General features: G+C 56.9%; 16 protein-coding genes, 1 tRNA gene and 2 pseudogenes. 10 read left to right on the top strand and 9 right to left on the bottom strand.

Annotation, left to right across the window (positions count from 1 at the left end; translation table 11 throughout):
• The first annotated feature begins 50 nt into the window (after positions 1-50).
• Both ABSB80_RS07165 and ABSB80_RS07170 read left to right on the top strand, forming a co-directional pair.
• Positions 51-2,318, top strand: coding sequence for a hybrid sensor histidine kinase/response regulator (locus tag ABSB80_RS07165; protein WP_428369798.1), 2,268 nt, complete (start codon positions 51-53; stop codon positions 2,316-2,318).
• A gap of 78 nt (positions 2,319-2,396) precedes the next feature.
• Positions 2,397-2,860 (top strand): annotated as a pseudogene (locus tag ABSB80_RS07170) (TATA-box-binding protein); the annotation flags it as partial.
• A 38-nt stretch (positions 2,861-2,898) separates the two neighbouring features.
• Here ABSB80_RS07170 and hemA read toward each other — a convergent pair.
• Together hemA and ABSB80_RS07180 are read right to left on the bottom strand one after the other, a co-directional pair.
• Entirely contained in the window at positions 2,899-4,173 is a 1,275-nt protein-coding gene (gene hemA / locus ABSB80_RS07175) for a glutamyl-tRNA reductase (protein WP_428369599.1), read from the bottom strand.
• Positions 4,166-4,792: a precorrin-2 dehydrogenase/sirohydrochlorin ferrochelatase family protein gene (locus tag ABSB80_RS07180; RefSeq protein WP_428369601.1), complete on the bottom strand. Its 627-nt coding sequence runs from the start codon at positions 4,790-4,792 to the stop codon at positions 4,166-4,168. Before ABSB80_RS07180 ends, hemA begins: the two co-directional genes overlap by 8 nt.
• Before the next feature lie 146 nt (positions 4,793-4,938).
• On the opposite strand from ABSB80_RS07180, the gene ABSB80_RS07185 reads away from it, so the two are divergent.
• Positions 4,939-5,010 (top strand) — tRNA-Gly (locus ABSB80_RS07185).
• 88 nt (positions 5,011-5,098) lie between these two features.
• On the opposite strand, the gene ABSB80_RS07190 is transcribed toward ABSB80_RS07185, so the two are convergent.
• From ABSB80_RS07190 to ABSB80_RS07200, 3 genes are all read right to left on the bottom strand, one after another.
• Complete coding sequence (locus tag ABSB80_RS07190; protein WP_428369603.1) at positions 5,099-5,506, bottom strand: hypothetical protein; 408 nt, start codon at positions 5,504-5,506, stop codon at positions 5,099-5,101.
• A 1,014-nt stretch (positions 5,507-6,520) separates the two neighbouring features.
• Positions 6,521-6,946: a hypothetical protein gene (locus tag ABSB80_RS07195; protein WP_428369604.1), complete on the bottom strand. Its 426-nt coding sequence runs from the start codon at positions 6,944-6,946 to the stop codon at positions 6,521-6,523.
• A gap of 142 nt (positions 6,947-7,088) precedes the next feature.
• On the bottom strand, positions 7,089-8,705 hold the full coding sequence (locus tag ABSB80_RS07200) for a hypothetical protein (RefSeq protein WP_428369606.1): 1,617 nt from the start codon (positions 8,703-8,705) through the stop codon (positions 7,089-7,091).
• A gap of 353 nt (positions 8,706-9,058) precedes the next feature.
• On the opposite strand from ABSB80_RS07200, the gene ABSB80_RS07205 reads away from it, so the two are divergent.
• The 4 genes from ABSB80_RS07205 to ABSB80_RS07220 all read left to right on the top strand — a co-directional run bounded on the left by ABSB80_RS07205 (position 9,059) and on the right by ABSB80_RS07220 (position 14,178).
• Positions 9,059-11,338: a PGF-pre-PGF domain-containing protein gene (locus ABSB80_RS07205; protein WP_428369608.1), complete on the top strand. Its 2,280-nt coding sequence runs from the start codon at positions 9,059-9,061 to the stop codon at positions 11,336-11,338.
• A 166-nt stretch (positions 11,339-11,504) separates the two neighbouring features.
• Positions 11,505-11,978, top strand: a complete 474-nt coding sequence (locus ABSB80_RS07210) for a YbhB/YbcL family Raf kinase inhibitor-like protein (protein ID WP_428369800.1) — start codon at positions 11,505-11,507, stop codon at positions 11,976-11,978.
• Positions 11,979-12,104: 126 nt separating this feature from the next.
• Complete coding sequence (locus ABSB80_RS07215) at positions 12,105-13,184, top strand: alkene reductase (RefSeq protein ID WP_428369610.1); 1,080 nt, start codon at positions 12,105-12,107, stop codon at positions 13,182-13,184.
• A gap of 655 nt (positions 13,185-13,839) precedes the next feature.
• Positions 13,840-14,178, top strand: coding sequence for a hypothetical protein (locus ABSB80_RS07220; protein WP_428369612.1), 339 nt, complete (start codon positions 13,840-13,842; stop codon positions 14,176-14,178).
• 93 nt (positions 14,179-14,271) lie between these two features.
• On the opposite strand, the gene ABSB80_RS07225 is transcribed toward ABSB80_RS07220, so the two are convergent.
• Both ABSB80_RS07225 and ABSB80_RS07230 read right to left on the bottom strand, forming a co-directional pair.
• The gene (locus tag ABSB80_RS07225; protein ID WP_428369614.1) at positions 14,272-14,643 is read right to left on the bottom strand and encodes a hypothetical protein; all 372 of its coding nucleotides are present in this window, start codon (positions 14,641-14,643) and stop codon (positions 14,272-14,274) included.
• Entirely contained in the window at positions 14,640-14,900 is a 261-nt protein-coding gene (locus tag ABSB80_RS07230) for a hypothetical protein (protein ID WP_428369616.1), read from the bottom strand. The genes ABSB80_RS07225 and ABSB80_RS07230 overlap by 4 nt, the downstream gene beginning before the upstream one ends.
• A gap of 137 nt (positions 14,901-15,037) precedes the next feature.
• Here ABSB80_RS07230 and ABSB80_RS07235 point away from each other — a divergent pair.
• The 3 genes and pseudogenes from ABSB80_RS07235 to ABSB80_RS07245 form a co-directional block, all read left to right on the top strand.
• A pseudogene (locus ABSB80_RS07235) lies at positions 15,038-15,276 on the top strand (phosphoadenosine phosphosulfate reductase domain-containing protein); the annotation flags it as partial.
• A 217-nt stretch (positions 15,277-15,493) separates the two neighbouring features.
• Positions 15,494-16,099: an imidazole glycerol phosphate synthase subunit HisH gene (gene hisH, locus ABSB80_RS07240; RefSeq protein WP_428369618.1), complete on the top strand. Its 606-nt coding sequence runs from the start codon at positions 15,494-15,496 to the stop codon at positions 16,097-16,099.
• A 175-nt stretch (positions 16,100-16,274) separates the two neighbouring features.
• Positions 16,275-17,096, top strand: coding sequence for a hypothetical protein (locus tag ABSB80_RS07245; protein ID WP_428369620.1), 822 nt, complete (start codon positions 16,275-16,277; stop codon positions 17,094-17,096).
• Between the two features lie 371 nt (positions 17,097-17,467).
• Here the strand turns inward: ABSB80_RS07245 and ABSB80_RS07250 are convergent, their stop codons facing one another.
• Positions 17,468-18,067, bottom strand: coding sequence for an ArsR/SmtB family transcription factor (locus ABSB80_RS07250; protein ID WP_428369622.1), 600 nt, complete (start codon positions 18,065-18,067; stop codon positions 17,468-17,470).
• Complete coding sequence (alaS, locus tag ABSB80_RS07255) at positions 18,060-20,801, bottom strand: alanine--tRNA ligase (RefSeq protein WP_428369802.1); 2,742 nt, start codon at positions 20,799-20,801, stop codon at positions 18,060-18,062. The genes ABSB80_RS07250 and alaS overlap by 8 nt, the downstream gene beginning before the upstream one ends.
• Positions 20,802-21,090 lie beyond the last annotated feature (289 nt).

Below are 21,090 nucleotides of genomic sequence, written 5' to 3' on the forward strand. Positions count from 1 at the left end.
ATAGGATGAAATGAGTTATTATCATTCAAGGAGATCGAATTATTTATAACATTCTCTATGTCGATGATGAGCTTGGCATGCTCGAGATCGGCAAACTCTTCCTTGAGCAGAGCGGGCAGTTCAGCGTTGACATCATTACCTCTGCTATAGCTGCACTTCCTCTTCTGAATACAAAACACTACGATGCCATCATCTCTGATTACCAGATGCCACGTATGGATGGTATCGAATTTTTAAAGAAAGTAAGAACTTCAGGAAATACTATCCCGTTTATCCTTTTCACCGGACGAGGACGTGAAGAGGTTGTCATCCAGGCCTTAAATGAAGGGGCAGATTTCTATCTCCAGAAAGGTGGGGAGCCGGTATCACAGTTCACCGAGCTCGCACACAAGATCTGCCAGGCGGTGGCCCGCAGAAGGGCGGAATCGGCGCTTCGGAAGGCTGGACGCGACTGGGAGACAACATTTGCAGCCACGAGCGATGGGATCTGCCTGTTGGATGCTGCCCAAAAGATCATCCGGTGCAACCAGACGATGTATGAGATTGCCGGGGTGAAAAACGGAGAAAGTCTCGAAGGCCGTCATTGCTGGGAAGTAATGCACGGGACAGAAAGCCATATTCCCGAGTGCCCTACCGTGCAGATGATGGAGTCCCTGAAGCGTGAAAAGGCAGAGCTCCAAATGAATAACCGCTGGTTTGACATCGTTGTTGACCCTATCCTTAACCCGTCTGGGGTCCTCATTGGTGTCGTCCACACCATGCGGGATGTTACCGAACAGAAGAAAACAGAAGCAGCGATCAAGGAATCGGAGAAACGGCTCGCTGATATCATTAATTTCCTGCCGGACGCCACGTTTGCGATCGACGATGACGGGCGTGTCATCGCCTGGAACAGGGCGATCGAAGAGATGACTGGAACGCCGGCTGGATCGGTTCTCGGCAAGGGAGAATACGAGTACTCAGTACCTTTTTACGGGTTCCGGAGACCCCTCCTTATCGACCTCATTTTTGAGCCCGACGAGATAGTGGCACGGTATTATACCAATATCGTCCGCGATGGCTCCCAGATCTCGGCCGAGACTGCGCTGTCAGCCCCCTGTGGGCATAAGATCACGGTCATGGCGAAGGCAAGCCCGCTCTATAACCGGAGCGGTGAAATTGTCGGGGCAATTGAGGCAATCCGGGACATCTCCGAGCGCAAACACGCGGAATCCGAGCTCCGTTCCGCGTACGAACAGCTCGCTGCTCAGGATGAGGAACTCCGTGGCCAGTATAACGAGATCGCGGCGCGAGAACAGGCGCTCATTGAGAGCGAAGAGAAGTTCCGAAGCGTCTTCAACAATGCCAATGATGAGATCTATATCCACGGTATGGAAGCAGATTGGTCCCCGGGGAAGTTCATCGAAGTGAACAGCACCATGTGCAGCATGCTCGGATACACCCGGGAGGAACTGCTGGGAATGACCGTGAAGGATATTGTATCCGAAGAGCATCGGAAGAAAATACCGCAGATCGCTGAGGTTTTCGGCAAGACCGGGTATCATACCTTTTCCGCGGAACACCGGAGGAAAGACGGGTCGATCTTCCCGATCGAGGTCAACATCCATATCTTCCCCTTCTCAGGACGGAAGATAGTCCTTGCTATCGCCCGCGACATCACGCAGCGGAAACGTTCCGAACAGGCGATCGAGCTGGCCAACCGGAAGCTGGACCTGATGAATACGATCACCCGTCACAATCTCCTCAACATTATCACCGGACTCTTCGGAACCGTGGATATGGCCCTTGCTTCCAGGGATACCGACAAGCGGGACGGATTTCTCTATCAGATCAAGGATCTCGCCGGGCTGATCCAACAGCAGATGAACTTCAACATCCGGTATGAGGAGGTCGGCATACGCGAACCGGTCTGGCAGTTGGTGGCCGGGGTGATCGCCCGTACGGCACCGTCATTCGAGAGGACCGAAGTCCGGATCGTTCAGGATCTTGGCAGGATGGAGATCTATGCAGACCCGCTCTTCGAGAAAGTGATCTACAACCTGATGGACAATGCCATCCGTCACGGGAAGACCGTCACAACGATCCGCTTCTCCAGCCAGATCACCGGTTCGGGGTTGGCGATCACTTGTGAGGATGATGGAACGGGAATACCGCCGGATATGAAAGAGAAGATCTTCCAGAAATTGGAGGGCAGCTACCGGGGTTTCGAGCTCTTCCTAGTCCGCGAGATCCTTGCGATCACCGGTATTACCATCAGGGAAAATGGAGAACAAGGTGCACGGTTTGAGATCACCGTCCCGAATGGCGGATACCGTTAATGTCGAAACGGACAAAAGGGACATACCATAAAGATTGTCCATTAGTACTATGTTTCGGAGAACATCATAGAATGGACGATGGCAGATAAAAAATACGAATCCTTGACGGTCGAGAATGTCGTTGCAGCCGGTATCATCGCCGATTCCATCGATCTTGTTGAGTCGTCAAAAAAGTCAAGAGCTGCGAACTCAATAGGAAACGGTTTCCCGGTGCAGTATATCGTATTGCGGATCCCAGGATGGCGTCCCTGATCTTTTCGTAAGTCAAGATAGTGCTCACCGGCATCCGTAACAATAAGGCGCTTAAAGAAGGACTTGCTCTCATCATCAAATCGTTAAATGAGGCGGGTATTGGCACCCTTAAAGAGCCCAAAGTTGCGATCACCAATATGGTCTGTTCATATGATCTCGGTAAATACATCAATCTCGATAAGGTAGTTATCACATTCAACGTTGAAAATATCGAGTACGAACCCGAACAATTCCCCGGGCTTGTATATCGGATCAAAGATCCCAAGATCGTCGTTCTGATCTTCTCTTCAGAATTCTTCGACTTCTGCAGGATGAAAACAGTTTTCGCTCATTCCTGGCTGTCCGTCACCGGGAAGCGGTCGCCCTGCGTTATGGCCTTCACCAATGCCTCGGCAGCGGCAAGGTCACCTTCCTCGGCACACGAGCGGATGGCAAAGGTCGCGTCCGTGAGGAGCTTCTTCGTGAGCACCCGGGTGAGGTCGTCGACAATCCCGGCGGTCTTCGCGTCAACCGTGCCCATCCGGGTGATCGCCCGTTCACGCTCCCGCACCCGAACGGTCTCCGCCCACGTGTGGAGCGTAGCGAGGAGGTCGTCGGCGGTCTTCCGGTTGAGGTGGCGCAGGAAGATTGCGAGCTCCGCCTCCACGAACCCGTGCGCCCGCTCCGCCTCGGCCCTGCGGGTGCCCATGGTCTGCTCGTTGACCGTGCGGAGGTCGTCGATGGTGAAGAGGCGCACGCCGTCTACGGTCCCTGCCCCGTCTTCGACGTCCCGGGGCTGGGCGATGTCGACGAGGATCAGGGGACGCGGGTGGCCCTCGGTGGGCCAGCAGCGGTCCTTCATGGCGCAGGCGAGTTCCTTCCGGTGGATGACCGGGTGGGGGGCGGAGGTGCAGGAGATCACCACGTCAGAGAGGGTTATGTAATGGTAGAGTTCCGCAAACCGCACGGCTTTCCCGCCGATCTTGTTTGCAAGGATGACCGCCCGCCCGTACGTGCGGTTGGCTACGTACATGGCGGTCAGGTGCTTGGCCGCAAGCGCATGGGCCACGAGAAGCCCCATCTCCCCGCTGCCGACAACGAGGATGTGCCGGCCGGCGAGCGTGCCGATCTCCGCCTCGGCGAGCTGGACGGCGGCGGACCCGACCGAGACCGCCCCCCGGTTGATGAGCGTCCGCCTCCGCACTTCGATGCCGACATGGATCGCCTTGTTGAGACAGGTCTCGAGGAGGCTGCTCGCCGTGACGGCTTCCTGCGCATTCCCGAGCGCGGTCCGGAGCTGCCCGATGATCTGGTCCTCGCCGACGATCATCGAGTCGATGCCGGACGCGAGAGCGAACAGGTGGCGGAGGGCACCGCTGCCGTCGTGGATGAAGAAGTCCTTCCGACCGAGTCCGAGAAGGAATTCTCCCAGGGCTTCCCGGTCCCCTTCCACGATCACTTCCACCCGGTTGCAGGTCTGGAGCAGGATGACGCCGCCGAAGCGTTCGCGTGCAGCGGCAAGGAACTCCGCTTCGTCCGCGAACCGGAACCCTTCGAGGGTCATCACGTTCGCCGTGTGGTGGCTGACCCCCGCGATCGCGAGTGGGACTGCCGGGTCATTCATGGAGGTACCTCCCGCTGACCGTCTCCCACGCCCGGGCGGGATCTGTCCTCAGGGACTCCCAGACGGCCGGGTCGTCCAGCACTTTCCGGAGGATGGCATTCCGCTTCTCCTGGTCGGGCTCGGTCTTCTTCAGATCCTGCCGGAGCCGCTCCTGCAGCCGGACCATGGCGTCCAGGGCCGGGAACCCCCGGTCGATCTGCTCCCTGAGGAAGCGGGCCACCGCCGGGCTCTTCCCGCCCGTGCTGATCGCGATGGTATATTCGCTGCCGCCGCTGACCGCCGGCAGGATCACGTCGCCAGGCTCCCCGTCCGCGTTGTTGAAGAGGATCTTCCTCTCCTTGCACAGCCCCCCGATCCGGTTGTTCTGTCCGGTCCCCGATAACGCCCCGATGACCAGGAACGCCCCGTGGATGAAGTTCGCGAGCCATTCGTCCGGGACCGTGCCGATGTCGAGAGTGTGCCGTGTCACCTGCATCCCGTTGAACTTCTCCGAGAAGGAGCGGCTCACGACCGTCACATCGGCCTTCCCGGCAAAGTAGGCGGCCTTCCGTGCGGCCACCTCCCCCCCTCCGAAGATCACGATGCGCCTGCCGGAACAATCCACGAAGAGAGGGATCATCTGCTCTAAGATAGAGTGATCATACTCAAAAATCCTGTCATATTTGATCCGGTCTTCACCGGCAGAAACGGGCCCAGATCCCTTCCCGCATCCCTGAATCTTCGATATACTTAAATTGTTTGAATTCCCACACTGTAGAGCACACTGCGCCGATAGTGTAGTGGTTATCACTAGGCGTTGCCAACGCCTAAACCCGGGTTCGAGTCCCGGTCGGCGCACTCTGTTTTGATGTCAAAGGGGCTTACTTATTTTTTAAAATAATACAATGTTGACTGCTAATTATGTAAAAAATGGTAGGGTAAGGTTCTAGATTTTTTTATATATGCCATCACTTGTATACTTTGCCAGCTCTAATTTCTCAAATATTCCTCCAATTGTCGTGAAATTACAGCTTCCTTCGTTTGCACAAGCCGGAAGATTTTCATTGAACCAGTCACGGGTAAAATCTCCCGTTTTCTTTAATTGATTATACGCAAGAGTCCATTCAGATTCGGTAATTCCTTTTTCATAAGGCCTTTTTGGATTTTTGTTATTAGGAATTTTATAAATTAAAGCATTCTCTTCACGTCGTTTTCCCCAACCTTTGACAATAAAATCACTTTTTGCTTTTGGTTTTGGAATTATCGTCATTGGTGGGATATTAGCCTTGATTTTATCAACTATCATCTTTTGTCCTCGGGGCGCTCTCTTCGGTTTTAAGAGCTTTTTAACCATAGAAAGTCTCGACAAGGAGTATTATATACCTATTACAAAAAGACAACGGCCTTGTTAAAATTTTTTCGCCGCGTCCCAAACCCCATCCCCTCCCGCTTTGGGTCTCCATAACGTTGCTATATACGACCTCATCCGTTCCCGCCGGAGATTGCCCGATTATTCCTGGCCGGTTCCGCATTTTTCCGAATTATGACCTCTAAAATCTATGGTTCGGGGGAAAAGAGGTACAGCCGGGCCCGCAGCGGGCTTTGATGTACCAGAATTCCCGCAGGGGTTTTGACAGTGAAAGCCGCTCCATCTGACGATAACATCTGGTCTTGTCTTCGGTGAGATCACTCCTTTAAAATAGGATTTCTACAGAGCACTTTCTATCAAACCTCATCGATTTCTGATGATTTTTTGTTAATTCGTCCTTGCCATAGTATCAAAGAATTTTTATCTATTTCGTCATCATTAAAAAGCAATTCATCCCGTGTTTTTCCTGACTTGAACCGACGAAATATTGCGCACACGAACACCGCTTGGATCTGTGAAGGCATTGTCATGGATCCACAAAGTGAGGGCTTAGGCATCTAAATCCCGCGACTTGTCAGTGATGGTTTTGATAAATATTTTCTATAAAAGTCTTTTTAGGTATTTTTGATTTTTGATTCAACCTACCAATCAATAGCTATCGCGTATCCATCTCTTTTTGAAACTCCCTTGGCGATATTCCCGATCAAGGTAAGTGCGTAGCGCAAAACACGAAGTCGTTTTGCGCGTCAAGCATCATTCTGATGGGACGGTTGCCTATCATCGCTTGCATGCCTTTCACTCCTCACAATCCATTTGTACCCGCTCGACCCCCCCCCACGGTTCCAATAACCTTTGCAACCCACATGCCCCCAGCCAATCCATAGGGTATAACAAAACTATCTGTTATCTGGTCCGGGTCAACAGTTTGCTAAAAAAGGATTCGTGTCTGTCCCTCCATGCACAGCACGAGACCGGCCATCGGAAGGATTGCACCGGCAGTTACGGCACGAACCGGATGCCGGGATACACGTTACCCCGGAATCCGTCGTCCGCGATCTCTACCCCGAACGTGTCCGTGATGACACTGCGGAACTCGTTCTCCCGGATCAGGTTTGGGAATCCGGGCATCCGGCACCGGAAGGTCCGGACCCATTCACTCCAGAGCAGCATGCACTGGACATCGCAGATCCGGTTCACCTGCACATGGCGCACCAGGAACTCATCGAAGATATCGAGTTCGCTGGATTCCTCAGGGCTGATATCGATCCCGGCCGACCGGAACCTGTCGCCAATCCGGTCTGGCATTCCGGCGACTGCCTTGCCCGGGAAGGCCTGTGAGAGGAAGTCTCCCGCGGCCGTGTGGAATTGTTCCGGCCGGGGGGTCCTGAATGCGATACAGGTTCCTTGACTGTTTGTAGCGGACATGTTGAATCTCCACAAAAGCATGTGAAGATGGGGTTTATAGGCAGTTACCTGAAAACCAAAATTTGAAACACTTTTTGAAACGATACCGGGAGCGTTTTCTGACCGACAGGGCGATGAGGGTCAGGCCAGGAACCGAATACTCCTAAACGAGAGAGAACGGGTGGGGAGAACCCTGGTACTGCATGACCGGGAGGAGCCATGACTGCCGGCCAATGCCGGCCTGCGTAGTTACCGGAGGGTTCGATGCGATCTGCTCCTCGAAGTCCGCAAGACTGCGCTCCAGCTGCCACTGCATCCGGGCTTTTTCGCTGCTCCCGAGAAACGCGCTGCATCCCGCCGACGGGTCGGGGGAACCGGGAACGTCTCCGGAACAGGCTGAAACCGTCCGCGAATACTCCCCGGTCCCTGCCCAGATGCTCCCGCCGCGCAGGAAAGAAAACTCCAGGCTGTTTCTCACGCACTGCTTCAGGTCGAGGTAGGTCACCTCCGGGTAGCTCCCGGCCGCAATCACGAACTGCTCCGTAAGATCGGTCCGCTCGATGCCCTCGTCATCGGTGGCGAGCACGACCGGGACGCCGTTTTCGATATAGAGCGGGAAGGGGTGTGCCCCGCCTTCCACGCCGAGCAGTTCCGCATTGCTGACAAGCGGGGCCTCGACCGCGATATGCCTGCCTGCCATCAGCCGGATCGTATCCGATGACTTTTCTTCGGAGGCGATGTCGACCGCGTGCCCGATCCTCTGCGCTCCGGCTGTTACGACCGCGTCCCGGATATGGGACCGGAGATCCTGTGGCGGTACCAGCCCGGGGGCGAGTTCGCCCGCATGGAGGGTGACATTCACGGCGGGATAGACGGACCTGAGGTACCCCACCATCTCCATGTGGAGGGAGTAATCGGTGCGGGCGGTATAATCGTCCTCTGCCCCGACAATATTGACGCCCACGGCAAGCGGGGAGCGGTTCACCACCTCGAACCCGAGAAGGAGCTGCGCAAACACGTTCTCTTTGGGCAGGGTGCGTGACGCCTGGTACAGATACCGGACCGTGACGTTGCAGCCGGGATCCGCTCCCGCGGTTCCGCACCCGAGGGCCTCGTCTGAGGAGCGGGAGAGGTCTGCAAGTGCCAGCGTTGCATTTTGTGCGATATTCCCGATACCCGCTGCGAGGAGGTTCTCCCGGAACCGGCTGAGATTGCTGTCATAGCCGAGAGAGGATGAGAGGGCGTTTGCCCGGCCGGTCTCATCGCGGATCTGGAGTATGGTTTCCATATACTGGATATTCTGTACCGCCGCTTCCGACCTGTCGGCACTCAGGACCGGGCTCGCGTTCCTCGTTATGAGGCCGATCTTCGGGAAGACCACGAGGAAAAACCTGTCGTAGGCCGACATGGTGACCGGAGTATAGTCGCGGAGCGACCAGAAGTCGATCAGGTTCTGGTAGAGTGTCGCGTTCCGGTACGCCTCCCGGACCGGCACCGTCCCGCTTCCGCTGCAGGGAGGCGGGGAGACCGTGCCGTCGGAGGGAACGACGCAGAGATTCTGGGCGGCTGCGAGATCGATGAGAGTCTCCGTGTAAATCGCCCCGTTGATGTGGGTGTGGAGGTCGCCGCCCTTTGGCATATCTGCAAAAAACGCCCGGAGTTCTGCCGGGTTGTCCCGGATCGCATCGAAGTACCGGGAGGTCAGCTCTTCATTCGCGAGGAGCGATCCCCTGCCCGGGACCTGCGCGGAGACCTGAGGTGCCAGGGCGGTGGCGAGCATGAGGGAAACGAGGAGAACGGCAAGAAAAAAGATCCCGGGAGATCGACGGGGAAGAGACAGGAGGGGAGGGGGCGGATGCATATATCACAATCCGGGCGCAGGGTGAAAAGAGTTTGCAATCTTCCCGGCACCTCCGCGTTGGTACACGGAGGGATCCTGTCCGGGATAACCGGGCGGGATTACGTGCTTTTCCCTGAGATCCTCAGCTCATATTTTGCCCATCTGAGAGGGTCCGGCTCCACCGCGATGGTTCCCGGGCCGCGACCGGATACCTTACACGAGATTACAACACCGGAATCCGTGCGCAGACACATTTCACAAAATATATCAATTCTTATCTCAACCGGATTTCTGTGAAGGCAGTCTCCGCGGTTTTTCTGGTTTTCATCATCTTTTTCCTGATCCCGGCTGTTCACGCAGCAAATGATCTTGTTATAACCCAGCCGAGCGCGAACGAGACGAGCTTTGCCGAAATGCGGGATTTCTATGTCTACGGTGTCTTCCCGGCCTCCCCGCTCGCGACCCCCGGCGACGTGAAGATTGAACTGTTCCCTACATCTTCCTGCACTTTTTCCTCGCCAGTGAACTGCATCGGACCCTCCCTGCGCCAGATCCAGAGCCATGTCGATCCGGTGAGCGGTACCACAAACCAGAGTTGCCTCGACTTCTCCTTCGTCAACGGCATCACGGTCAAAGGAGGGTATGTCCCGGATATCGTGATCAACCCGGACGGGAGCGGCTTCACCGATCCCAACAACAAAGTCGTGGTGACGGACCGGTATTATGCAGGGCTTGTCCTCGGAGGCGTCACAAAGACCTACAACACGACCTACAAAGACAGCTCCGGGACACCCCTCCAGGACCTGACCGCCGGGAATTATACGATTCTCGTGACCGGTCTCTCCGATACCCTCACGGGTCAGGTTGTTGCAGAGAATATCACCTTCGGTATCACCAACACCGCGCTTGGCACGAACCGCCCCCCGGACAACAAGAATGCCCGCATCAGTTATGCCATCCAGCACAACCTCCGGACGTATTTCGATGCATTCCCCGGCTATTTCTCGGATGGCGGATCAAACTGGTCCAATTTCGTTTTCCGGGCGTACCCCAACAACGGGATCGAAGTGGTGAACGATCTCAGCGGGACGATTCTCGATACCATTGCTGTCGCCAATAACACGATGTTTCTGTACAACATCAACTCCGCCAGTACGACGTACTCGGTCGAAATGGCCCCGATCCTGCGGTACAACCTCCAGGATTCGCCGAATACGACATTCCTCTATTACAGCAACGGGGAACCGTTCCTGAAATACGTAGACACGACCGGAACCTCCCGGAACATCGCGTCCACGATCAACCCATTCAGCGGCTCCAACCGGCTCGCCCTCACCCGGGTCGAGGTCCGCTCTACGCCCCCCTCAAGTTACGAGAACCTCTATGACCCGAACGATACCGCGCAAAAGACGGTCTACACAGACCTGTCCGGTGGCGTTACTGTCACCCAGGGGCAGGAGTTCATCGTCTTCGGGGTCACCAAACCGATCGCGTCGGCCGTAACGACAACTTCGGCTCCATACTGGTACTCGATCAGCAGCCGGACCTCCCAGATCTCCTACACCATTACGAATTCGAGCGGCGGATTGGTCCTCGCTGCGTCCCATGACGTCAATCTCTCCCGGTACTTCACGCCCGGGAGCACGACGCGGTATAACTCGCTCTTCGAGTTCGGGTCCGAGTTCACCACCCTGACGACCCCCGGTACCTACCAGGTCAGCCTTGTCGGTAAGGATACGCTGGGAAACACCGTTCCGGGAACAAGTGCTTCGTTCAACGTAACGGTGGTCTCTCCACCGGGGCCCTCGCCCATGGACTCGGGCAGTTCCCCCTCGGGAGGGGTGCAGGCCGCCTTTGGCAAGGCGGCTCCGGCAGGAAGCCCGGTCACCTTCTCGTTTGCTCCCCCGGCAACCGGGAACACTGTGAGCGTGCAGTCAGTCACCGTGTACCCATCCATAAATATCGGTGAGTCAGAGCTCATGGTCCAGCAGGTAACTCCCGGCCCGGCCTTACAGATCAGCGGGCGTGAGGTTGCCGGCTACCAGCGCATCGATCTCAACTGGGTCAACCCGGAGTCCTCGGTTGACCACGCGGATATCCTGTTCACGGTCAGCAGTGCGTGGCTTGCCGGGCACGGGCTCGCTCCGGGTGTGGTTGTCATGCTCCGGAATCATGACAACGGGTGGCAGGAGCTCCCGACCCGGCTGGACCATACTGCTGGAGACCTGAATTATTACATTGCAACAACCCCCGGCTTCAGTTACTTTGCGATTGCAGGCAGGCTGAACGCGACAGGAAACAACCCGAACTCTACTGTAAAGAGTGGAATGGTATCCCCGGCCGTAACCACGGTTCCCGTACCTGCGACACCGGTCATGGCGGAAGCGGGTCTCATTCACCCGACGGCCACACCACCGCTCCCTTCCCCGGCCCCGCTGCCGGAAGAAGGTTTTCCGCTGATGACCCTGGTGATTGCATGTGCGGTTATCATCCTCATCGCAGTTGCCATCCTCCTGATCCGGCGCTGGTGGATCCGGAGGCAGAACCCGGCGCTGTTCCGGAAGTACGATTGATCCCGGAGACATTCACAGAACCCGGGTCTCTCCCGGGTATGCCTCCCTGCACCATCCGGTCCGGATACTACCTTTCATTTTTTGAAAACAGGGAATGGGACTATCTTCCCTGGATATAACAACACCTCCGTCCACAGAGACAGGAATCTTACAGGTCGTGGCATACATGGCAGAGGAGCAGACAGAAAATTTGCTTATCAGTACCGGTTTCGATTACCAGATGTTCCCGGAACGATATACCTGCGACGGGGAGAACATCTCACCGGAGATCCATATCGACCGGATCCATTCGGAGTACCTTGCGATCATCCTGCAGGACAGCATCGGTCCTGACAGGATGTACACCCACTGGATCATCTGGAATATCGCGGCACGGGACATTATTCCGGAAAATATTCCAAAAGAGGCTGTGATCACCCGCCCGTTTGATGCAGTCCAGGGGCAGCACGAGTTCGGAGAGATCGGGTATACCGGCCCATGTCCGCCACCCGGGGAAGTCCACACGTACTATTTCAACGTGTACGGGCTTGACAAAAAACTGGAGATCCCGCCGGGCTCAAACCTGGACGTCCTCACGAAGGCCATGGAAGGCCACATGGTGCAGTACGGGGGCCAGGCTATTGCCACATACCAGAGGTGATATCTTTTCCGGGGGAACAGGGAAAACCCCGTCCGCCCAGTCCCAGGCCGGCAGGAGACCGGAGCCATTCCCGGGTTGCCCGGAGAAGGTCGGGATCAATCCGTTCCCTGATATAAAGGAGCAATGATGAGCCTGTTCTCTCAGTATGTTCTTGGCGATCTCACGCTCCCGAACCGCATGGTCATGGCACCCATGACCCGTTGCCGTGCACTCGAAGGCAATGTTCCCGGCCCGCTCTCGGTCACCTATTACCGGCAGAGGGCATCGGCAGGGCTCATCATAACCGAGGGGTCCCAGGTGAGCCCCATGGGTGTCGGTTTTCAGCGGACTCCCGGGATCTACTCGCAGGAGCAGGTCGCCGGCTGGAAGGAAGTGACCGCAGCCGTACACGAAGGTGGCGGGAAGATCTTTCTCCAGCTCTGGCACGTGGGGCGGATGTCGCACCCGGATTTCCTTGGCGGCGCACTCCCATTGGCTCCTTCAGCGCTCCCCGTTGGCGAGGAGATCCACACGCCGTCCGGTGCCAAGAAGATGATCCCGGTCCCCCGTGCATTCGGGATCGACGAGATCCCCTCCGTCATCGGCCAGTTCCGGGACGGGGCGGTGAATGCGAAGGCTGCGGGTTTTGACGGCGTCGAGGTCCATGGGGCCAACGGCTACCTGCTGGACCAGTTCCTGCGGGACGGTTCGAACCGGAGGACCGACGCCTATGGCGGAAGCATAGAGAACCGGGTACGCCTCCCCCTCGAGGTCGCCGGGGCAGTTGCCCGGGTCTTTGGCGGAAAACGGGTCGGGTACCGGATCTCGCCGCATTTCCTGGTCCATGGCATGGCGGATTCAAATCCCCGGGAGACCTTCTCCTGCCTTGTTGAGGGGCTGGGCAGGATCGGTATCGGGTACGTCCACCTGGTCGAGTCTCTCGGAGGCAGGACGCCGGTCCCGGCAGCCGGTAACCGGCTGGCTTCCGTCATCCGGGCGAAATTCGACGGAGCTCTCATGCTCAACGGGGGATATGACGAGCAGAGTGCAACAGCAGCAATAGAGGGGGGTGTCGCCGACCTCATCGCGTTTGGCGTCCCGTTCCTCGCCAATCCGGATCTTCCCGAGCGGTTCCGGAAGCACGCACCCCTGAACCAGGAGGATGCTGCAACGTTCTATACCGGTGAAGAGAGAGGATATACCGATTATCCGGTGCTGGTTGGATAACCAGGGATTTTTTATTGCCGGAAAATTCATGTTGGCATGCCAGGTCCCGGGCGGTTGAATCCGGTAGCGTGCCGGTTCTGGCGTCACGCGCCGGTTGTTGAAAAAACTGCGTATCTGCCGGGTTTCAAGAACCCATTCCGGAATCCGTTCTTGGGGATCCAGAAAAAATCGCTGCGAAAAAATGTGTAAAATAACTGCAAAGATTATTTCTTCTTTGCTGCCGCCTTCTTTGCGGGCTTCTTTGCTTCCGGCTTCTTTGCCGCCTTCTTTGCTGCTGCCATGTGGTTTCCACCTCCTACCGGAAAGGGTTATATTTTCTCTTAATCTATCAATTAATAAATATTTTGGTCGCAATGGCATTTTGAGGCATAGAATTGCACTAAACCACCACTTTTACCAAAGAAAATTGGCGCGATATTAGGAAAAAACTGATTATCAAAGTAATACATCAGAAAATGCGCAATTGTTACAATTTTGCCCGGTTTTCAAAAAACTCAACAAATCAAAGGATTTGCAATTTCAAAAATGACCGTCCGTTTGGAAAAAAACGCGCATTCTGAAGGTGTTCCGGGTATACCAGTCGTTTGCAGGCAGTGAGCGGGCCGCATTTTTCCGGAGGGCAACATTTATCCTCACCCACACCTTTTTAAAAAACATGAAAAAACAGTTCATACTGGGGGTCACCGGGAGTGTCCTCGGGATCCTGACCGCACTCTTTGTCATACTGTCTGCACCATCGCATGACGTGACCCTCTCCGGTGTCCAGACCGCACTCTTCTCAAGTCTCGGGCTGATGGGGGCCGCAATCGCGAACAGAGAGACGCGGTTTGCCGGGTGGATGCTCCTCTTTTCGGCGATTTTCATCACCCTGTCCGTCCCGCTCGCAGGGACGCTCAACCTGCTCTTCCTCTATCTGCCCGCGGTTATCATCCTGGGGATATCCGGGGTGCTCTGTTTCATGGAGCCGGAAGAGGCCCGGGAAGCTGAAGAATAATTCCGGCCAGGAGAGACGTTCCGGGCGTTCTTTTTCCCACGAATTTTTTGCCACCGTGGAATTCAGCAGGAGAGACGATATCAGAATTTTTTTTCAGGATGTATCTTTTTCATCCGTTTCCGCAGGAGCTGTGCGGGCGGATGCCGTACAGAATTCCGGGGAACGGGTCTTTTCAAGAATTATCCCGGAGATGACCAGACTGGCAGTTACGATGACACAGAACAGAACCAGGGTGTGCAGGATGAGCGTAAGGTACTGGTAACCGCCGCCCCCGAGCAGGGCATTCAGCCCGAAAACAATAACGGCGGTTGCAGACGCTCCGGCACTGATGATGGTTGCCCTTACCGCGGTATACATCCGGCTGCGGATATCGGGAAATATCAGAAGGGCGGTGAACCCGAGGGCTGCAAAACCCACCCCGGCGACCAGGAGAACCCATATGAGGATGTCGGCTGCCGGATTCATTCCCGATCGCCTCCCGGGAATTTTGCGAGCGCAATGACGATGAGGTAGGCCGTCAGCGCTGCGATGATGGTCCCGTCAAGGACAAGGAGGTTTCCCAGCGTGATGCTCAGGAAGAGTCCTGCCCCTGCTGCAAGGGTGATGGCAACGACTGCCGCTACAAGTCCGTCGTACCATGTCCTGGCGCGGTTCACCCGGAAGAGCGCTCCGAATGTCAGGAGAGTGAAGCAGAGTGCGGCAACAAGCCATGTGTCAATCATGCGTCCCAGTAAAGTGGGAAAGAATGGTATATATCAATACTCCCGCATCAGCAACGCACCTGAACTGCCGTCAGGAGTCCGGCGGCCTGCAGCGTCCCGCTTCCATTTTTAACCCCGCATGACGTATGATTAGAGAGATGCCCCCCTCATATCCTGGCAGGATCCTTCTGCACTGGTGCGATACCTGCCATTCTCCGGTACTGGCCCGCAGGTGCTCCTGCGGCGCAGAGACCCGCGGGGTACCGCTGACCCCGCCGGGGGATGCACGCCCAGCATTTCCCCCGGCGTGGCGCGTATCAACCGGATCTACGGAGAGCGTTTCGGGGCCCCCCTCATTCCGGAGGGGCACCTGGTGCTCCTGAACAAGGTGCCGGATTCGGCACCCTGGAACATCCTGTACGGGCGCTGCCCCGGCCGGATCGGTTGTTTCATGTGCCCGTCAAGCGATATGGCATTGATCCATATGATCGCAGAGGAATACCCGGACCTCCGGGGGAACTGGACCAGCCGGCTGTCGGAATGGCAGCGGGCTCGGGGACTCCCGCCGGCATGGGTCTAGGAGGGGCGGTGGCGGATCCGGGAGGAACGTGAGGATGACGAAGATAGCCATTGTTGATTACGGTCTTGGAAACCTCCGCAGCGTTATCCGGGGGCTTGAAAAAGCCGGGGCGGATGCGGTCATAACCGGCAGTGCGGAAGAGATCGCTGCTGCTGAAGGCCTTGTTCTCCCCGGGGTCGGGGCATTCCATGAAGGGATGGAACAGCTCGGGGAACTGAAAACGACCGTGGTGGACGCCGCATGCGATGTACCGCTCCTCGGCATCTGCCTTGGCATGCAGATGCTTATGGAGACGAGCGAGGAACACGGGCTCCACGAGGGGCTCGGGCTCATTCCCGGGGGTGTCAGAAGGTTCCCCCGCGTGCCGGGGTTCAAGGTACCCCACATGGGCTGGAACTCGCTCACCCTCGCGAAGGACGACTGCCCGCTCTTTGCCGGTCTCGGGAAAGAAGAATACGTGTACTTCGTTCATTCCTACCATGCGGATACCCTGCCGGAGTATACGCTCACGTCCACTGACTATATCTGCCGGTTCGCTTCATCGGTTGGGAACGGCAATGCGTACGGTGTCCAGTTTCACCCGGAAAAAAGCGGGGCCGCAGGTCTCCGGATCCTGAAAAATTTCATCGGCATGATCTGATCCGCGGCCGCACCTTTCCTGCCTGTACCGTTCTTTTCCGGTCTTTCAGTTTTTGATTATTGATTATGTTCCGGGAGTCCGGCGGCTGTTCCCATAACCTGCAGGTATGTTCTCATAATCCTCACGCTGAGTCCAAAGGATATCATTTTAATTTCAGCCATTCGAACCTGTAGGTATGAAACGGTTCATATTCATCGTACTGTTCCTGATGTGCATCGTGGGAACAGTATCGGCCTACGGGGTCTACCTCACCTGCCCCGCAACGGTCCAGGCCGGTGTCCCGCTCCAGTGTACTCTCGGCGGGGACTTCCCGGCTGGTACCGCATTTACGGTTGTCCTGTACCAGACGCAGTATACCGCAACCGAAGTCAGTAGCCAGACCGTAACCAGCCAGGGTGACCAGAAAAACCAGACTGCGATTTTCGATACTACCGGCCTGCCCGGGGGAAATTACAAGGTCGAAGCACAGGTCCCCGGGTCATTGACCGCCCGGTCCGATTCGGTGACCCTTCAGTTTGTCCAGGTGATCGACCGCTCCGGGGATCTCACGGTGACATCGCCCCTGACCCAGGACCTTGATAACGCACTCATGATCGCGGGCTCTGTAGCAAAAGAAGGCTCTGCAGGTGTTGAGATTGAAGTCACCGGCCCGAACGGGCGGATGTTCGGGCCACAGTGGATCGGGACCACCAGCGCTATGCGAACGGGTGCGGGAACGTTCAGCCAGAACGTGATCGTCACGTCGGCAGGAGAATATGAGGTGGATTTCTCGGATGCAAGCGGATATATCGGGAAGGCTACCTTCACGGTCGCAGCACCTGCAACGGCGGCAGTAACCGCTGTGCCGACGACCGTTGCACCGGTGCGGACAACCGTGACCACCATTACGGTCCCGACCCCGTGGCCTACGGAGACCAAGTCACCCCTCTCACCATTACCGGTCATCGGTGCTGTTACCATTGCAGGCCTGATTCTGGTGAGAATGAACAGGCAGTAAAGGTAGTACACTTTTTTATACCGATATCAACGATATATTCCCCGTATCTTCGGGTAGAAACCGTGGCTCTGTTGAAATCCTTAGAGAAAACATGCAGTCGCACTCTTGGGGGTTCCAGCACTTCATGCTTCCGCCCCCGCCGCTCAGGCATCCTCCAATATAGGGATAGTTCTTCAAGAGGTTGATGAAAAAACCCGAAAAACCGGGGGTCAAGGGGATGCTCCCCTTGGGATGCCTCCCCCGCTGGGGGAGAGAGGGGGTCACCCTCCTAACCGCAACAAAATATAAGCAAATGATCAGAAAAATAGGGTTTCTACAAAGCCGAAAAAGTGACAACTTTTTCCTCAGACAAACCCGAAAGGCTTTGCCATTCATCCCCGTCTCTTCCAGAGCCACGCTTCGTAGCAGAGCAGTACAAGGATAACAAGAACCCCGCCAAGGAAGAAGGCGAGTGCCGGATCAATCGCAGCGGCAGCCGGGGGGGCGGCAATCCCATCCCAGCCCGCTTTCAATGCCACCGCAGGTGTCTCCCGCATCACTCCGGCAGCTGCGGGCGTAATGACGGGGGCGTTCACGTTTTCTTCAAGCATGGGCAGGATGACAGCGACCGTGAGAGAGGCAACGGCGACAATACAGAACAGTGACGCATATTTCAGCAACAGCGAGCGGACATCGGACTGACGGGGGGCGACAATGAGGACCTGGTTGGTGAGGGTATAGATCTTTACTTCACGCCCTTTTACGCTGTACCTGGTATCGGCGACCGATATCAGCCCGGCATCGAGCAGGTTCTCGACATGGTATTTCACCGTGTTCATCGGGAGGGACAGCCGTTCGGCAAGGTCGGTCAGGCTCTTCTGGCCCTCCCCGAGCAGCCGGAGGATCTCCCCGGCGGTCTGGCTGGACATCGCTTTTGCGATCTTCTGAGCCCGTTCGTCGCCGGGTTCAAGGACAAGGACAGGGTCAGCCATGCAGTGCCGCAAGGATGCGTTCGCGTCCGACCTTCAGTGCAAGGTCCAGCTGGTTCGCATCCGGCCCGCCACCCTGTGCCATCGCTGCCTTCCCCCCGCCTTTTCCCCCGAGCAGGCTGCAGACCTGGCTGATGATCTCCCCGGCATTCACCCGGGGGTCTCCTGACGCGAGGACCACCCGGACCGTCTCACCGGCACCGGCGAGGAGTGCCACGCCGCCTTTTTCCGCAACGGAGGTGGCAATGGCCGAAAGCTCTTTCTGCGGGAGGTCGATCCGTCTGACCACGACCGATACGCCGCCGACCGGTTCGGCAACCAGTGACTGCATCTCCAGCTCGACCAGTTTTGCGCTCATCCGCTCGATCTCCTTCCTCTGGTCTTTCCATTCCAGGAAGAAGCGGGATACTGTCGGCGGCAGGTTCTCGAACTGAACGGACAGGGTATCTGCGGCAGATGCAACGATCTGCTCGAGATGCTGCATATAATAGATTGCAGCAACGCCGGCAGCAAACTCGATGCGTTCGATACCGTCCTGGATGTGCTCGACCCGGATGATCTTGATGACGCCGACCTCACCGGTGTTCCGGCAGTGGGTGCCTGCGCACGCCTCTACGTCCCCGGCAACTTTCACGATACGGATGGTCCTGCCCGGGGGCACTCCTCCCTGGTAGAGGGAGAACCCGTATTTCTGTTCGGCTTTCGTCCGGTCCTCGACCGTGATCTCCACTGGCTGGCCTGCCATGATCATCCGGTTTGCCGCGATCTCGATCCGGCGGAGTTCGTCGGCCGTGATGTGCTTGAAGTGGCGGAGGTCTACGCGGGAGGACTCGCTGCCTTTCTGGGCCCCGGCCTGGTGGATATGGGCGCCGAGCACTTCTTTTGCAGCATGGAGGAGGATGTGGGTAGCCGTGTGGTGCCGCATCAGCGACCAGCGCCGTTCCTCGTCCACCATCCCCTTCACCCGGTCGCCGCGCTGGAGGACGCCCCCGCCCACGTGGTGGAGGATGACCTCGCCGACCTTGACGACCCCGTCGGCCCGGACCATGCTCTCCGCGGAAACGAGCGTCCCGGTATCTGCGGGCTGGCCCCCTCCTTCCGGGTAGAAGAGGGTCTGGTCGAGCACCGCATAGCCGTCGAAAAAGTCGAGCACGACGGCCTCGAACTCGATCTCCGAAGGCTGCTCGTAATAGAGTTTCTTGGTCGGCGGGAGGCCCTGCACCCGCTCGGCATACTTCCCGGTCCGGTCCTCTTCGGCTTCCTTCTTCGACCCGGAGTGCATGTCCGCGACCATGGAATAGAAGTTGTCCGGGAGATCGACCACGGCACCCTCCTTGGCGGCGATATCCTTGATCATCTCCGGCTGGATCCCGTGGGAGTCGTAGAGCGTGATGATCTCGCTTAAGGGGACCCGCTGGCTCTTCGCCTTGTAGGTCTTTGCGACTTTCTGGACGATCCTGGTGCCGCGCTCGAGGGTGGACGCGTACTTCTCTGTCTCCCGGTCGACGATCTCGCGGACTACGCCAAGGTCCTGCTCGAACTTCCGGGTGCCGATGATCCTGGTCTGCTGCTCGATGAGATCGGCAAGGGGCTCTTCAATCTTGAGTTCGGCCATCATGCGCAGGGTCCGGCGGATGACCAGCCGGGCGAGGTAGCCTTCCCTGACGTTCGAGGGCACGATGCAGTCCCCGAGCATGTAGGCAAGGCAGCGGGTGTGGTCGACAACGGCGTACACCTTCTCGATGGGGGTGATCATCTTGTCGAGTTTCTCCGGTGAGACCTCGATTGCAGCCGCCACTTTCTTGCGCAGGTTGAAGAGGTTGGTGCCGGAGATGTCCATGAGCCCGGCAAACTTCGCGTTGAGGGCAAGGATCTTGGTATAGTCCTTGTTGTCGAGCAGGTGGCTGAGCCCGGCCGAGCTCATCACCCTGCTGACCATCTCGGGGAATACGGCGTCGTAGATCGTAGGAGAACCTTTGGATGCCCAGACGAACCGCTCGAGGCCGTAGCCGGTGTCCACGATCCTGAGTTTCATCGGGTAGTACATCTCGCCGTTCAGCTCGTAGCCCGGGTCCTTGGTCTTTTGCCGCCCGAGGCTCATGAAGACGAGGGTCGCCACCTCGAGCCCGCCGATCAGCACTTCCACGCTCGGCCCGGCGTTCCCGCCGCCGATCCACGGGTGCTCCTTGTAGGTCACCAGGTTGATGTCCCCGCCGACGGACGCGATGAACTGGTCGCAGAGTTCGACGGTCCGGTCTTTCCAGTAGATCTCTTCCGTGGGAGTGTTGAACGCATGGTGCGCCATCATCTCGAACGTGGTCAGGTGCCTCCCGGACCTGCCGACCGAGTCGAGGTCGTTGAGCCGGATACAGGGCTGGGAGATGGTCAGCGGGTTGGCCGGCGGGGGAACAATACCGCCGGTCACGAACGGCTGGAAGTCCGCGATGGACGCGATCGTGAGGTAAATGTCGTCCCTCCAGCGTGCCACCACGGGGTACCGTTCCACCCGGGTATGCCCCTGCTTCTCAAAAAAGGAGAGGTATGCCTCGCGCATACTGTCGAGGGTGTGGGGCGCAAAGACCGGGTTGCCGATGAAGGTATAGGGCTCGCAGGGGGCGTCCCCGCAGATCTCGCGCGAGCTGTCGCGGGTCCAGAATGCCGAACCGCAGCTTTTGCAGATCTTCCGCGTCAGCCCCTGGGTCTTGAAATATTCGAGCTGGTATTCCTCTTCGAGCATAAGTAACACGTATCGTCAGTACTGTTGACCGCAAACGCTAATCTAGGTTTTGCTCGCGGTGGCTTTGCACGTAAAGTGGGTATTTGACCTGACTTTACGTGCAGACACCGGACTTTACGTGCAGAATGCAATAGTGAGATAGGTTGATGGCAGCTCAGGGAAAATTATCTTCTGAATTTAGATGAATATTCGCATTGAAAATCTTATTATTTTAATCGCATTTCTGGTATTCGTGGCTGTGCTGCTTCCGGGGGTATTTGTATGGATGTGCTTTCTTGTATACACGACA

Origin of the sequence: Methanoregula sp. (genome assembly GCF_050010295.1) — an archaeon.
Classification (GTDB): Archaea; Halobacteriota; Methanomicrobia; order Methanomicrobiales; family Methanospirillaceae; genus Methanoregula.

Bases quoted from the DNA above. Each gene is read 5' to 3' on its own strand.
- ABSB80_RS07215 (WP_428369610.1), top strand. From the start codon at position 12,105: ATGAGCCTGTTCTCTCAGTATGTTCTTGGCGATCTCACGCTCCCGAAC.
- ABSB80_RS07210 (WP_428369800.1), top strand. From the start codon at position 11,505: ATGGCAGAGGAGCAGACAGAAAATTTGCTTATCAGTACCGGTTTCGAT.
- alaS (WP_428369802.1), bottom strand. From the start codon at position 20,801: ATGCTCGAAGAGGAATACCAGCTCGAATATTTCAAGACCCAGGGGCTG.
- hisH (WP_428369618.1), top strand. From the start codon at position 15,494: ATGACGAAGATAGCCATTGTTGATTACGGTCTTGGAAACCTCCGCAGC.
- ABSB80_RS07225 (WP_428369614.1), bottom strand. From the start codon at position 14,643: ATGAATCCGGCAGCCGACATCCTCATATGGGTTCTCCTGGTCGCCGGG.
- ABSB80_RS07190 (WP_428369603.1), bottom strand. From the start codon at position 5,506: ATGGTTAAAAAGCTCTTAAAACCGAAGAGAGCGCCCCGAGGACAAAAG.
- ABSB80_RS07220 (WP_428369612.1), top strand. From the start codon at position 13,840: ATGAAAAAACAGTTCATACTGGGGGTCACCGGGAGTGTCCTCGGGATC.
- ABSB80_RS07200 (WP_428369606.1), bottom strand. From the start codon at position 8,705: ATGCTCGCCACCGCCCTGGCACCTCAGGTCTCCGCGCAGGTCCCGGGC.
- ABSB80_RS07195 (WP_428369604.1), bottom strand. From the start codon at position 6,946: ATGTCCGCTACAAACAGTCAAGGAACCTGTATCGCATTCAGGACCCCC.
- hemA (WP_428369599.1), bottom strand. From the start codon at position 4,173: ATGAATGACCCGGCAGTCCCACTCGCGATCGCGGGGGTCAGCCACCAC.
- ABSB80_RS07180 (WP_428369601.1), bottom strand. From the start codon at position 4,792: ATGATCCCTCTCTTCGTGGATTGTTCCGGCAGGCGCATCGTGATCTTC.
- ABSB80_RS07245 (WP_428369620.1), top strand. From the start codon at position 16,275: ATGAAACGGTTCATATTCATCGTACTGTTCCTGATGTGCATCGTGGGA.
- ABSB80_RS07250 (WP_428369622.1), bottom strand. From the start codon at position 18,067: ATGGCTGACCCTGTCCTTGTCCTTGAACCCGGCGACGAACGGGCTCAG.
- ABSB80_RS07230 (WP_428369616.1), bottom strand. From the start codon at position 14,900: ATGATTGACACATGGCTTGTTGCCGCACTCTGCTTCACTCTCCTGACA.